The sequence below is a fragment of the Bradyrhizobium sp. HKCCYLS3070 genome (assembly GCF_051167575.1).
Lineage (GTDB): Bacteria > Pseudomonadota > Alphaproteobacteria > Rhizobiales > Xanthobacteraceae > Bradyrhizobium.
The window spans coordinates 334,043-348,522 of sequence record NZ_JBNPTI010000006.1; the positions used below are offsets into that span (position 1 = coordinate 334,043).

9 protein-coding genes are annotated in these 14,480 nt (G+C 66.7%); all 9 read left to right on the forward strand.

The annotated features are described in order from the left end of the window. The first annotated feature begins 19 nt into the window (after window positions 1-19). Window positions 20-1,882, forward strand: coding sequence for a flagellar hook-associated protein FlgK (gene flgK, locus ACQR03_RS21355; protein ID WP_434841846.1), 1,863 nt, complete (start codon window positions 20-22; stop codon window positions 1,880-1,882). A 15-nt stretch (window positions 1,883-1,897) separates the two neighbouring features. Beyond that, window positions 1,898-3,769 carry a flagellar protein gene (locus ACQR03_RS21360; RefSeq protein WP_434841847.1) on the forward strand — a complete coding sequence of 624 codons (1,872 nt, stop codon included), beginning with the start codon at window positions 1,898-1,900 and terminating at the stop codon, window positions 3,767-3,769. Between the two features lie 92 nt (window positions 3,770-3,861). Further along, window positions 3,862-4,668 carry a hypothetical protein gene (locus tag ACQR03_RS21365; RefSeq protein ID WP_434841848.1) on the forward strand — a complete coding sequence of 269 codons (807 nt, stop codon included), beginning with the start codon at window positions 3,862-3,864 and terminating at the stop codon, window positions 4,666-4,668. An 11-nt stretch (window positions 4,669-4,679) separates the two neighbouring features. Further along, window positions 4,680-6,308, forward strand: a complete 1,629-nt coding sequence (locus ACQR03_RS21370) for a hypothetical protein (RefSeq protein WP_434841849.1) — start codon at window positions 4,680-4,682, stop codon at window positions 6,306-6,308. A 52-nt stretch (window positions 6,309-6,360) separates the two neighbouring features. Then, window positions 6,361-7,551: an ATP-grasp domain-containing protein gene (locus tag ACQR03_RS21375; RefSeq protein ID WP_315753289.1), complete on the forward strand. Its 1,191-nt coding sequence runs from the start codon at window positions 6,361-6,363 to the stop codon at window positions 7,549-7,551. Between the two features lie 68 nt (window positions 7,552-7,619). Then, a complete protein-coding gene (locus ACQR03_RS21380) occupies window positions 7,620-9,056 on the forward strand; it encodes a pyridoxal phosphate-dependent decarboxylase family protein (protein ID WP_315713620.1) in 1,437 nt (478 codons plus the stop codon). Between the two features lie 345 nt (window positions 9,057-9,401). Then, on the forward strand, window positions 9,402-10,952 hold the full coding sequence (locus tag ACQR03_RS21385; protein WP_315729343.1) for a flagellin: 1,551 nt from the start codon (window positions 9,402-9,404) through the stop codon (window positions 10,950-10,952). 216 nt (window positions 10,953-11,168) lie between these two features. Beyond that, entirely contained in the window at window positions 11,169-11,564 is a 396-nt protein-coding gene (gene flbT / locus ACQR03_RS21390) for a flagellar biosynthesis repressor FlbT (protein WP_315716969.1), read from the forward strand. A gap of 256 nt (window positions 11,565-11,820) precedes the next feature. Continuing rightward, window positions 11,821-14,480, forward strand: a 2,660-nt coding sequence (locus ACQR03_RS21395; RefSeq protein WP_434848915.1) for a hybrid sensor histidine kinase/response regulator, incomplete at its 3' end; no start/stop codon positions are given.

Genomic DNA, 14,480 nt, shown 5'->3' on the forward strand with positions numbered 1-14,480 from the left:
TGACATAAGGCTACCGAACATGGGTTTGAGTTCTGCCCTCGCCACCGCGATGTCCGGCCTGCGCTCGACGCAGGCCGCGCTCTCGATCATCTCATCGAACGTCGCCAACGCGAACACGCCCGGCTACGTCGCGCAGAACCCGAACCAGATCGAGGTCGCCAGCGGCGGCTTCGGCTCGACGGTGACGACGACGGGCGTCAACCGTCAGCTCGACTTGTTCGTCCAGAACCAGCTCCGCACCGAGACCTCGGGTGGGACCTATGCCAATCAGATGGCCAACATCCTGAGCCAGCTGCAGACCGTGTACGGTACGCCCGGCGGCAGCGGCACGCTCGAGACGGCGCTGAACAATTTCACCACGGCGCTGCAGTCGCTGTCGAACAATCCGAGCAACCAGTCGGCGCAGTCGGTGGCGCTGTCGGCGGCGCAGGGCGTGGCGCTGCAGCTCAACGCGACCACCAAGGGCATCCAGACCCTGCGCACCAATGTCGAGCAGGACATCGGCAATTCGGTCACGCAGGCCAACGCGGCGATCAAGCAGATCGCGACGCTCAACACGCAGCTGCAGGGCCTCGACAGCTCCGACCCGCTGGCGGCGACCCTGCAGGACCAGCGCGACAACGCGATCAACACGCTTGCCAAATATGTCGACATCCGCGTCGTGTCCGACCCGACCAACGGCACGAGCATATTCACCAATTCGGGCATCCAGCTGGTCGGCGCGGGCCTCAGCTCCGAGTTCACCTTCTCGTCGCCGGGGACGCTCGACGCCACCTCGCTCTACAACAGCGATCCGACCAAGACCGGCGTCGGGCAGCTCAACATCAAGCTGTCGAACGGCGTGTCGCTCGACGTCGTGTCGAACAATCTCCTGAACTCGGGTCAGATCGCGGCCGACCTCAAGCTGCGCGACCAGACCCTGGTGCAGGCGCAGACCCAGGTCGACCAGCTCGCGGCGACGATGGCCTCGGCGCTGTCCGACAAGACCACGGCGGGTACCGCGGTGGCGGGACCTCCGGCCGGCTTCGACGTCTCGACCAGCGGGCTGCTGGCGGGCAACACCATCAACCTGACCTACACGGATTCGAGCAACGTCCAGCGCCAGGTCAAGATCGTCAACGTCAACGATCCCGCGGCGCTGCCGCTGAAGAACGCCTCCGGCGCCAACCCGTCCTATGTCGGCGTCGACTTCTCGCTCGGCATGGCCTCGGTGGTGTCGCAGCTCAACAGCGCGCTCGGTGGCGCGCATCTGCAGTTTTCCAATCCCTCCGGCACCACGCTGCGGATCACCGATGACGGCACCAGCCAGGCGGCGGTCAAGGCGGCCTCGGCCACCACCACGGTGCAGACGCTCGCCAGCGGCAACGCCCAACTGCCGGTTTTCACTGACGGCGGCGCGCTCTACACCGGCGCAATCACCTCGACCGGCTCGCAGATGACGGGGCTCGCGGGAAGGCTCAACGTCAACCCGGCATTGCTGAACGATCCGACCAAGCTGTCGACCTATTCGACCTCGCCGCAGACCGCGGCCGGCGACGCGACGCGACCGGACTTCCTGTTCGCGCAGCTCACCTCGGCGACCTTCAGCTACTCGCCAACCACCGGCCTCGGCTCGGCGGCGCAGCCATTCGAGGGCACGGTGTCCGGCTATCTGCAGCAGTTCGTCAGCCAGCAGGGCAGTGCCTCGACGCTGGCGACCCAGCTCAGCCAGGGCCAGGCCGTCGTGGTCAGCACGCTGAAGGAGAAGTTCCAGGGCACGGCGGGGGTCAACATGGACAGCGAGATGTCCAACCTGATCCAGGTCCAGAACACCTATGCGGCCAACGCCCATATCATGTCGGTCGTGCAAAGCATGATGCAGAGCCTGCTCCAGGCATTTTAGTGAGGCGCGTGTAAGATGTCGATCAGCAGTGTCAACTACGGAAATTCTCTGCTCGGCCTGTCCGTGCGGAACATCTCGAACCAGCTCGCGGACCTTTCCACGCAGCTCTCGAGCGGCGTCAAGGCGAACAACTACGCCGGCATGGGCCCCGACGAGGGCTTCGCGATCGCGGCGCGGGCGCAGCTCTCGAACATCTCGGCCTTCACGCTGACGATGACCCACGTCAATACCGTGATCGGCGCGGTCAATACCTCGCTGCAGTCGCTGTCCAAGATTCATGACCAGGTCCAGAGTGGCGCCTCGGCGACGCCGCAGAACCTGACCAGCACCGGCCAGACCACGGGACAATTGACGGCGCTGTCCAACCTGTCGGCCATCACCGGCATCCTCAACACCCAGGTCGGCGATCGCTACATCTTCTCCGGCAGCGCCACCGACCGGCCGGCGATCGCATCGGCCGACGACATCCTGAACGGCACCACGACGCAGGCCGGCCTGAAGCAGGTCATCGCCGAGCGGCAGCAGGCCGATCTCGGGCTCAACGGTCTCGGGCGTCTGAACCTGTCGGCGTCGGCCACGATGCCGATCACGCTGGCGGAGGACGTCGCCGGCTCGCCGTTCGGCTTCAAGCTGAGCGGCGTCACCTCGTCGCTGACCAATGCCACGGTGACCGGACCGTCCGGCTCGCCCGCGGGCATCTCGGTCGATCTCACCGCCGGCAATCCGAATGCGGGCGACCAGATCAGCTTCACCTTCAAGCTGCCCGACGGCACCTCGGAATCGATCAAGCTGACGGCGTCCACCACGACGCCGGCGCCGACCAATACGTTCGCCATCGGCGCGACGCCGGCGGCCACCTCCGCCAATCTCAATGCGGCGCTCAACACGGCGCTGTCGACGCTGGCCAATACCTCGCTGACCGCCGCCTCGGCGGTCGTCGCCGGTGACAACTTCTTCAACACGGCGAGCGCCGTGTCGGGAACGGTGGTCAACAACAAGCTCGCAACGCCGGCGCCGATCACGGGAGCGACGCTGCTGTCGGGCGGGGCGGGCTCCGACTCGATCGCGACCAGCTTTGCGACCGGCGACACCATCACCGTCAACGGGCAGACGCTAACCTTCGTCGCCTCCGGCGCCAGCGGCAACAACCAGATCAATGTCGGCGACAGCGTGCAGACGCTGCTGTCGAAGATCGATACGCTCAGCGGCACGTCGACGCCGTCGACGGTCAGCGGCGGCGTGATCACCTTGCGCACCAACGACGCCGCCGGCTTCTCGGTGTCGAGCTCGAACGCGGGTGCGTTCGGGGCGCTCGGCTTCTCCGGCACCGTGACGGCGCCGACGCCGCCGTTGCGCGTCTCCGGCTCGCCGCTGGGGTCGGCGACCAGCCTCGTCAACGGTTCGGCCAACACCGTCGCCTGGTACACCGGCAACAGCGGTCCCGGCTCGGCGCGGTCGAGCGCGAGCATCCGGATCGACACGGCGCAGAGCATTCAGTTCGGCGCCCAGGGCAACGAGTTCGCGATCCGCAACCTCGTGCAGCAGACCGCGGTCTATGCCGCCGTCAACACGCCGCCCGCGGGAGCAAATGCCCCGCAGCAGATCGGCGCGCTCAGCCAGCGCATCGCCGCCAACCTGACGCCGCAGCTCGGCCAGCAGGCGATCTCGGACATCCAGACCGAGTTCGCCAACGCCCAGACCACGATGAAGGACGCCACGGCGCGCCAGACCCAGGCCAAGGCGGCGATGCAGTCCATGGTCGACCAGACCGAGGGCATCTCGCAGCAGGAGGTGGCGAGCCAGATCCTGCAGCTGCAGACCAACCTCCAGGCGTCCTACCAGACGACGGCGATGCTGGCCCAGCTGACGCTGGTGAAATATCTGTAGCGCCCCGGGGGCGGCGGTTAGGTTTTCGTTAACCACGTCTCTTTAGCTTTTGTTCAGATCTGGGGCGAGAGCCTCTTTGTCTGGAGGCGGACGTGAGTGACGGAACCGACGAGCGCATTCATCTGGTGGTCGCGACACCATGCTTCGGCGGCCAGGTGTCGAGCATCTATGCGAGCTCGATCTTCGCCCTGCAGCGCGAGTTGCGCGCCGCGTCCAACGTCGACCTCACCGTCCACATGCGCGACGGCGATGCGCTGATCACCCGTGCCAGGGCCAATCTCGTCACCCTGTTCCTCAACGATCCCTCGGCTACGCATCTGCTCTTCGTCGATGCCGACATCGGCTTCACGCCGAAGCAGGTGTTCCGGCTGATCGCGTCCGGCGGCGACATGGTCGCCGGCGTCTATCCGGTCAAGAAGATCAACTGGAACAAGGCGCGCCGCGCCATCAATTCCAACCGCATGGACGTGCCGGCGGCATCGCTCGACTACGTGCTGGAGATCGACAATCCGGACCACGTTGCGGTGGTCAACGGCTTCACCCGCGTGCGCTATGCCGGCACCGGCTTCCTGATGGTCCGCCGCCGCGTCATCGAGACGATGATCGCGCATCCGGCCTACGCCCCGCTGCAGTTCTTCCGCGAGCATTCGCAGGATGCGCTGGCCGGCAGTCCGAACCGCTTCGCGCTGTTCGAATGCATGATCGACCCGGCGACCGGGACCTATCTCAGCGAGGATTTCGCGTTCTGCAAGCGATGGACCGATCTCGGCGGCGAGATCTGGGCCGATCTCGACAGCCGGCTCGATCACGTCGGTCCGTCCGTGTTTCACGGCAATGTCGCCTCGCAATTCGCGTCGGCGGTGGCGGTTCCCACCGCCGCCGCGGCCGACGCAGCCTGACGATCCGCGCGATGACCCCGGCGGTAACCCGGTCGCAGATATCCCAATCATCCCGGATCGACCGGCGCGAGCAGGGCCCTGCGACCGGACTGCGCGATCTCTTTGCCTTGCTCGGCGATCTCCTGATCGATGGCGGCGATACCCGCCTGGCGCTCGATCGCCCCTGGGGCCGCAACGTCTATGGCTGCGGGCCGTCGCCCGAACCCGATGTGCTGTGCTTCGCATCGAGCACGGCTTCGCCGATTTCAGAACGCGCCTATGCGCGCGTCGAGCTGGCGCGCGAGCAGCTGATGCATGCGGCGATCTCGCTCGGCCTCGACGCCGCGCTCGACCGGCGCACCGAGGAGATGCGCTGCGAATTGCGCGGATATCTCGGCCTTGCCGACGAGATCGACATCGTGTTCTCGCCGTCCGGCACCGACTCGCAACTGCATGCGCTGGCGCTGGTGCGGGCGGTGCTGGGCGAGGCCGTCACGAGCATCGTCGTCGGCAGCGACCAGACCGGAAGCGGCACCGCCGCGAGCGCCCGGGGACACCATTTCAGCACGCGGACGGCGAACGGTCTGGCGGTGCGGACGAACACGCCGATCGAGGGGCTCTCGGGCGACGCCGTGTCGCTGCCGCTGCTCGACGGCGCATCGATGCAGCCGCGCGTTGCTATCGATGCCGAGATGCTCGACAGCGTCGAGGCGCTGGTGCGAAGGGGCCGTGGCGTCCTGCTGCAGGTCATGGATTCCTCCAAGCTCGGCTGGCGCGCGCCGGACATGGCCTGCCTGGACGAGGTGGCGCGGCGCTGGCCGGGGCGCGTGCAGGTTGTCGTCGATGCCTGCCAGATGCGGCTCGGCGCGGCGCGGCTGCGCGATCATCTCGAACGCGGCCATCTGGTGCTCGTCACGGGCTCGAAGTTCTTCGGCGGCCCCGCCTTCAGCGGCGCGCTGCTGGTGCCCGCGGCCGCATCGGCTGCGCTGCGCCGCGGACATCCGATCGCGCCCGGCCTGTTCGACTATGTCAATCGCAGCGATTGGCCGCTCGCCTGGACGGATCTGCGCGCGCGCACGGCGCCGCGCGCCAATATCGGCCAGTGGCTGCGCTGGGAGGCCGCGCTGGAGGAGATCGCCGCGTATCACGCCGTGCCCGAGACGTTCCGCCGGATGGCGATCCGGCAGCTCGGCGAGTCCATCGAAAGCCTGCTGATGCTGTCGCCGGTGCTGCGTCCGATCGCCGCCCGCGCGCCTGCGCCGGATGGGAGCGATGGCGAGTTCGGCTTTCCCACCATCTTCCCGTTCGCGCTCCAGCGTGACGGCGGCCCGCTCGGCCTCGGTGAGACGCAGGCGGTGTATCGCGCGCTGCAGCGCGATCTCGGCAGCCGCTTCACTGGACGCGCAGCCGAGATTGCCGCGCGCCAGTGCCTGATCGGCCAGCCGGTGCGGATTGAACGCGCGGGCGAGGCGCCGTCGGCCGCGCTGCGGCTGTGCATCGGCGCGCGCCAGGTGACAGACGCATGGTGCGACGACGTCACCGCGGCCCGGGTCAATCTCGAATCCGACATCGACCGCGTCGCCGACATCGTTGCCAAAACAGAGCTGCTCGTATCGGATCTGAGCAGCCAGGATCTCAGGGACATCTGCAATGCCGACTGATTTGCTCGCGCTGGCCGACGCCACCGACGCAGGATGTGCCGACCGGATCGGCATGGCCAAGCTCGCCAAGGCCGCCTTCGACGGCCAGGACCTGAAACCGATGTGGGCCGCCTTGCTCGCCAAGCTGCTCGACGGCCGCGCGGAGCCGGGCGAGGGGCTCGATCTCGCGCTGATCGCGCAGCTCATCGGCGAGAAATCGTCCGGGCTCGCGATCCAGCACGACGTTCTGCAGTCGCAGCAGCTCTACCGCGTTGCCTGCAACAGCGCGACGCCGCGGCTGCGCGTGCTCGCGCTCGCGGCGGCCACCGACATGGGCAGCAACACGCCGATCGAATTCCTGCTCGAGGACACCGACTTCGAGCTGCTGCTGCTCTATGTCGTTCCGGGCGCGGACCTGCTGGCGCCTTTGCCCGCTCATGACGTCGCCATCGTCATCGCGTCCGATTCCGAGGATTGTCAGCACGCGCTGCGCGAGATCGATGCCGTCGCGGCGCGCTGGCCGCGTCCGCTGCTGAATCCGCCGGAGCGGATCTGGCATCTCGATCGCGACAAGCTGCATGCGCGGCTCGCCGGCATCGACGGGCTCACCATTCCGGCGACCATTCCCGTCGACCGCGAGCGCCTGATCGGGATCGCCGACGAGCGCGAATGGATCACGGACGTCGACCACTCGCTCGTCTTCCCGGTCATCGTGCGGCCGCGCGGTTCGCATGCCGGCGTCGGCCTGGAGAAGGTCGACGAGCCGCTCGAGCTGTCGCTCTATCTCGACGAGCGCAGCGAGCAGGAGTTCTTCGTCTCGCGCTTCGTCGACTATGCCAGCGAGGACGGTCAGTTCCGCAAGTACCGCATCGTGTTCGTCGACGGCACGGCCTACGCCTGCCACATGGCGATCGCGCGACGCTGGGACATCTGGTACCTCAACGCCAACATGGCCGGCAGCGAGAGCAAGCGCCTCGAAGAGGCGACCTTCATGCAAACCTTCGACATCGGCTTCGGCCGCCGTCATCGCAGCGTGCTCGATGCGATCGCCGCGCGCGTCGGTCTCGACTATTTCATCATCGACTGCGCCGAGACCAGGGACGGCACGCTGCTGGTGTTCGAGGCCGACAATACGGCCGTCGTCCACAACATGGATTCGCCGGAGGTCTTCCCCTACAAGCCGCCGCAGATGCAGAAGATCTTCGCGGCCTTCGCGGCCATGATCGAGAAGCGCGCCGCGTCGCGGGCGGAGCAGGCGGCGTGACCGCCGGGCTGCGCATCGATCCTGCGTCGCGGACGGCGGAGACGCTCGATCCGCGACATTGGGACGAGATGCGCGCGCTCGGTCATCGCATGCTCGATGACATGATCGACTATGTCGCCGATATCCGCGACCGGCCGGTGTGGCAGCCGATGTCGCCGGCGACACGTCAGAGCTTCCGCAGCGCGCTGCCGCATGCGCCGACCGATCTCGCCGAGGTCTATCGCGATTTCAGCGAGCTCGTCGTTCCCTACGCGACCGGCAACGTGCATCCTGGATTCATGGGCTGGGTGCATGGCGGCGGCACCGTGGTCGGCATGCTCGCCGAGATGCTGGCTGCCGGATTGAACGCCAATCTCGGCGGCCGCGACCACGCGCCGATCGAGGTCGAGCGGCAGGTCGTCGACTGGACGCGTCAGTTGTTCGGCTTTCCGGCAAGCGCCAGCGGCATCTTCGTCACCGGCACCTCGATGGCCAACCTGATGGCGGTGCTGGTCGCTCGCCGCAACGCGCTCGGCGCGGCGGTTCGCTCGGCGGGTCTCGGTGAGGAGGGGCGGCGCTTGCGCGCCTACACGTCGAAGGCGGCGCATGGCTGCATCGCCAAGGCGATGGACATCTGCGGACTGGGCAGCGACGCGCTCGGCTGCATCGCGGTGGATGCCGCACATCGCATCGACGTCGGCGAGCTGCGGACCGCGATCGCGCGCGATCGCGCCGCGGGACTGCATCCGTTTCTCGTCGTCGCCTCGGCGGGCACCGTCGATATCGGCGCCATCGACGACCTCGCTGATATTGCCGAGCTCTGCCGTGCCGAGGGGCTCTGGTTTCACGTCGACGGCGCCTTCGGTGCGCTCGCGATGCTGTCAGCGGAGCTCGCACCGAAGCTCGCCGGCATCGAGCAGGCGGATTCGATTGCGCTGGATTTTCACAAATGGGGGCAGGTGCCCTACGATGCGGGCTTCCTGCTGGTGCGCGATGGCACCAAGCATCGCGACGCCTTCGCCTCGCCGGCCGCCTATCTGCGCCGGGAAACCCGTGGTCTCGCGGCGGGCGCCGAGTGGCCCTGCGATCTCGGTCCTGATCTGTCGCGCGGCTTCCGGGCGCTGAAGACATGGTTCACGCTGAGGACGTTCGGCACGGATGCGCTCGGCGCCGTGATCGCGCGAAGCTGCGAGCTCGCGCGCCATCTCGAGGCGCGGGTGCGCGCCGAGCCCGAGCTCGAGCTGCTGGCGCCGGTCAATCTCAACATCGTCTGCTTCCGCTATCGTGCCGACGATGCCGATGCGCTCAACGGCGAGATCGTCGCCGACATCCACGAATCCGGCCTCGCCGCGCCGTCGACCACGATGCTCGACGGACGGCTGGCGATCCGTGCCGCGATCGTCAATCATCGTACCGGGACGAGCGACATCGGCCGGCTGATTGCGGCGGTCCTCATGTTCGGCCGCCAGCGCGCGGCCGGTCTCACGCCGTTGATCGAGGTCGATGCGCCGCCGCTGGCGCTCTGAGCGCAAACCGCATCTCGGCGTCGTCCGCTGGTCGATGACGACCGCCGGCAGAATGTCGCCGCGCGTCGAAACCTTTCCAAAGGTGGTTGACGCGTTGTGAACGACGGGCGCGTTTGTTGAATCAACGAGCCTTTTCAAAGGGCGTTCTTGCGCGATGACGCGGCAATCAGCAGCGCCGATGCGCCTGTTCCGCTGATTGAGGCGGCTGCGCACCACAACCCTTCAGCGTTTGTTAGCCACTGCCATTCACCGTGACGCCCGTCGTCCGGGGTCGTTCAAATCGACCTGGGCTGCACCCTGATCTCGAAGGGATCGGGGTTTATTTCACACCAGAAGGGTATGAAAATGTCAGGTATCGTCCTCTCGGCGTCGGTGCGCCAGAATCTGCTGTCGCTTCAGTCGACAGCTCAGCTCCTCGCCACCACCCAGAACAATCTCTCCACGGGCAAGAAGGTCAACTCGGCGCTCGATAATCCGACCAACTTCTTCACCGCCCAGGGTCTCGACAACCGCGCTTCCGACATCTCCAATCTGCTCGACGGCATCGGCAACGGCGTGCAGGTGCTGCAGGCCGCCAACACCGGCATCACCTCGCTGCAGAAGCTCGTCGACAGCGCCAAGTCGATCGCCAACCAGGTTCTGCAGAGCGCGGTGGGCTACTCCACCAAGTCGAGCGTGACCTCGGCGGCTCTGACCGGTGCGACCGCCACCGACCTGCTCGGCTCCAGCTCGACGGCTGTGACCGGCTCGGTCGTGAACAACGACAATACCTCGAGCGCGGTGGCGATCACCGGTTCGACCAAGCTGTCGGGCACGGCGGGCACCGCGTCGAACAACCTCGCCTCCGGCATCACCTCCGGTGAGACGCTGGTCGTCAACGGCACCACCTTCACCTTCATCACCGGCACGTCCTCGACGGGCACCAACATCGGCATCGGCGACAGCGTCAGCAACCTGCTGTCGGCGATCCAGACCCAGACCGGCGTGACCGCGTCGATCACCGCGGGTGCGATCACCCTGACGCCGCCGGCAGCGGGATTGACGCTCTCGGGCAGCACCGGCACCTTGGGCAAGCTCGGGCTGACTGCCGTCGGCGATGGCTTGTCAGGTCAGACCTTGACGGTCGGCGCCACAGGAGGCGGCACGGCGACCAGCATCACGTTCGGTCTAGGGACAGGACAGGTCAAGTCGCTGAACGATCTCAACGCGAAGCTCGCAGCCAACAACCTGCAGGCCACGGTCGACTCGTCCACCGGCAAGATCTCGATCACCACGACCAACGACGCGGCTTCGGCCACGATCGGTGCGATCGGCGGTACGTCGGCTGCATCCAGCCAGGCCTTCAACGGTCTGACGGCGGCGGCTCCGGTGGCGGACGCGACCGCGCAGACGCAGCGCGCGAGCCTGGTCTCCCAGTACAACAACGTGCTGGCGCAGATCAACACGACCGCGGCTGACGCTTCGTTCAACGGCATCAACCTGCTGAACGGCGACACGCTGAAGTTGACCTTCAACGAAACGGGCAAGTCGACGCTGTCGATCACCGGTGTCACGTTCAACTCGGCTGGCCTCGGCCTGTCGAACCTGACCTCGGGCACCGACTTCCTCGACAACAACTCGGCGAACAAGGTCATCGGCGTCCTCAACTCGGCGAGCTCCACGCTGCGCAACGAGGCCTCCACGCTGGGTTCGAACCTCTCGGTGGTGCAGGTTCGTCAGGACTTCAACAAGAACCTGATCAACGTGCTGCAGACCGGCTCGTCGAACCTGACGCTGGCCGACACCAACGAGGAAGCGGCCAACAGCCAGGCGCTGTCGACCCGCCAGTCGATCGCGGTGTCCGCGCTGTCGCTCGCCAACCAGTCGCAGGCGAGCGTGCTGCAGCTCCTGCGCTAAGGCGCGGGCGGCACCCACGAATATCGGAGGCGGCGGGGCTTGCCCCGCCGTTTTCGGCTCTAGACTATTCGCAAATTGACGCCGCTCGGCTGCGGCGCCGGATCAGCCGGACAGCGAGCACGAGAGCAACGTCGTGTCGACGCGAATGCAGCCTGCCGACGACGCCGCTCCCGAGAGGAGACTCCCGAGAGGAGCCTTCTGAGAGGAGACTGGGCCATGCCCCTGCGGGTCGAGCTGAAGCCTTTCGAGCGCATCGTGATCGGCGACAGCGTCATCGTTAATTCGAATACGCGCGCCCGCTTCATCGTCGAAGGCGACGCGCCCATCCTCCGCGAGCGTGACACCGTCACTGCCGAGACCGCCGATACGCCGGCCAAGCGCCTCTATCTCTGCGTCCAGACGATGTATCTGAAGAACGACGCGATCCGTTATCGCGCGTCCTATCTCGCCTGTATGAACGAGTTGCGCAGGGCGATTCCGGAAGCCGCCGGCCAAGCCGAGATGGTGGATCGCCATGTCACGGAAGGAGCGCTGTACAAGGCGCTGAAGGAGATCAGGGCGCTGATCGAGCGAGAGGATCGCGCAGTCGCGCCGGCCGAAGCGATGCCTTGACATTCCGGCCGCGGAAGGGGCCGGGCTCGCCGCAGCCTGAGAGGTCGATACTACGTCCGTATTAGCACGGACAATAAAATTAACGGGACGGATAAAAGCCCCACCTAACGATGGCGTGGACGAAAGTCTGTTCAGCCGAGTCGGCGAGGGCCGGGTACCGATCCGCGCTGCTGGTGAAGGCCGGGACCGACCGTCGCTCTGACAGGATCAGCGGTCGCCCCGTGACCGCGGCGCCAATTCTTGGAAGGCCAGTTTCATGGACGATCTGTTGCGTGAGTTCCTGACGGAGACCAGCGAGAGCCTGGATACCGTCGACAATCAATTGGTACGGTTCGAGCAGGAGCCGAACAACGCCAAGATCCTCGATAACATCTTCCGGCTGGTGCACACGATCAAGGGGACCTGCGGTTTCCTCGGCCTGCCGCGGCTCGAGGCGCTGGCGCACGCCGCCGAAACATTGATGGGCAAATTCCGCGACGGCATGCCGGTGACGGGCGAGGCCGTGACGCTGATCCTGACCACGATCGACCGCATCAAGGACATCCTGGGACAGCTCGAGGCCAACGAGGCCGAGCCCGAGGGCGAGGACCGCGACCTCATCAGCGAGCTCGAGGCGATGGTCGAGCGCGGCATGGCGGCCATGGCCGCGGGCGAAGCGGCCCCGCCGCTGGTGCCGGCCGCGCCGCCCGCCCCCGCGGTGACGCACGGCTCCTTGATCGACCAGACGCTGGAGCGTCCGCTGCGTCCGGGCGAAGTGTCGCTCGACGAACTCGAGCGCGCCTTCCGCGAGACCGCGATCGAGTTGCCGCCCGCGCATGAGAAGGCGCCTGAGCCCAAGGCCGCTGCCCCGGCGCCGGTCGCCAAGGCCGGGCCTGCCAAGGCGGAAGCAGAGACCAAGGCCGAGCCGAAGAAGGCGGCGCGGCCGAAGGTCAATGCCGACGGCGAGGTGCACGAGAACGACAAGGTCGCCAACCAGTCGATCCGCGTCAACGTCGACACGCTCGAACATCTGATGACGATGGTCTCGGAGCTGGTGCTGACGCGCAACCAGCTCCTGGAGATCGCCCGCCGCAACGAGGACACCGAGTTCAAGGTGCCGCTGCAGCGGCTGTCCAACGTCACCGCCGAGCTGCAGGAGGGCGTCATGAAGACGCGCATGCAGCCGATCGGCAATGCCTGGCAGAAGCTGCCGCGCATCGTCCGCGACCTCGCCACCGAACTCGGCAAGCAGATCGAGCTCGAGATGCACGGCGCCGACACCGAGCTCGACCGCCAGGTGCTCGACCTGATCAAGGACCCGCTCACCCACATGGTGCGCAACTCCGCCGATCACGGCCTGGAGACGATGGCCGAGCGCGCCGCGGCCGGCAAGGCCGAGCAGGGCACCATCCGGCTGTCCGCCTATCACGAAGGCGGCCATATCATCATCTGCATCGCCGACAACGGCCGCGGCCTCAACACCGAGCGCATCAAGGCCAAGGCCTTGGCGAACGGCCTCGTCACCGAGGCCGAGCTCGAGAAGATGACGGAAGCGCAGATCCACAAGTTCATCTTCGAGCCGGGCTTCTCGACCGCGGCCGCCGTCACCTCGGTCTCGGGCCGCGGCGTCGGCATGGACGTGGTGCGCACCAACATCGACCAGATCGGCGGCACCATCGACATCAAGTCGGTGCTCGGCGAGGGCACCTCGGTCACCATCAAGATCCCGCTGACGCTCGCGATCGTCTCGGCGCTGATCGTCGAAGCCGGCGGCGACCGCTTCGCGATCCCGCAATTGTCGGTCGTCGAGCTGGTGCGTGCGCGCGCCAACTCCGAGCACCGCATCGAGCGCATCAAGGACACCGCGGTGCTGCGCTTGCGCAACAAGCTGCTGCCGCTGATGCATCTGAAGAAGCTCCTGAAGATCGACGACGGCTCGTCGACCGATCCGGAGAATGGCTTCATCGTGGTGACGCAGGTCGGCAACCAGACCTTCGGCATCGTGGTCGACTGCGTGTTCCACACCGAGGAAATCGTGGTCAAGCCGATGTCGACCAAGCTGCGTCACATCGACATGTTCTCGGGCAACACCATCCTGGGCGACGGCGCCGTGATCATGATCATCGATCCGAACGGCATTGCGAAAGCGCTCGGCGCCGCCGGCTCGGCCTCGCAGGCGGTGTCGGACGAGCACGCCGCGCATCACGCCATCGGCGGCGAGCAGCTCACCTCGCTGCTGGTGTTCCGCGCCGGCACGGCGCAGCCCAAGGCGGTGCCGCTGGCGCTGGTCACGCGCCTGGAGGAGATCGCGGCCGACAAGATCGAGATCTCCAACGGCCGCTACATGGTGCAGTACCGCGACCAGCTGATGCCCCTGGTGCAGATGGAAGGCGTGTCGGTGCAGACGTCGGGCTCGCAGCCGATCCTGGTGTTCGCCGACGAGACCCGCGCGATGGGCCTCGTGGTCGACGAGATCATCGACATCGTCGAGGAGCGGCTCAACATCCAGGTCTCCGGCGCCAAGGATGGCATCCTCGGCTCGGCGGTGATCAAGGGCCAGGCGACCGAGGTGATCGACGTCGGCCACTTCCTGCCGATGGCCTTCGCCGACTGGTTCATCCGCAAGGAGATGCACACCGACGCGCAGACGCAGTCGGTGCTGCTGGTCGACGACTCGCCGTTCTTCCGCAACATGCTGGCGCCGGTGTTGAAGTCGGCCGGCTACAAGGTGCGCACGGCGGCCTCGGCGATCGAGGGCCTGGCCACGCTGCGCTCCGGGCACAGCTTCGACATCGTCGTCACCGACATCGAGATGCCGGAGATGAACGGCTTCGAGTTCACCGAGGCGATCCGCGCCGACCAGAACCTGAGCCAGATGCCGGTCATCGCGGTGTCGTCGCTGGTGTCGCCGGCGGCGATCGAGCGCGGCCGCCAGGC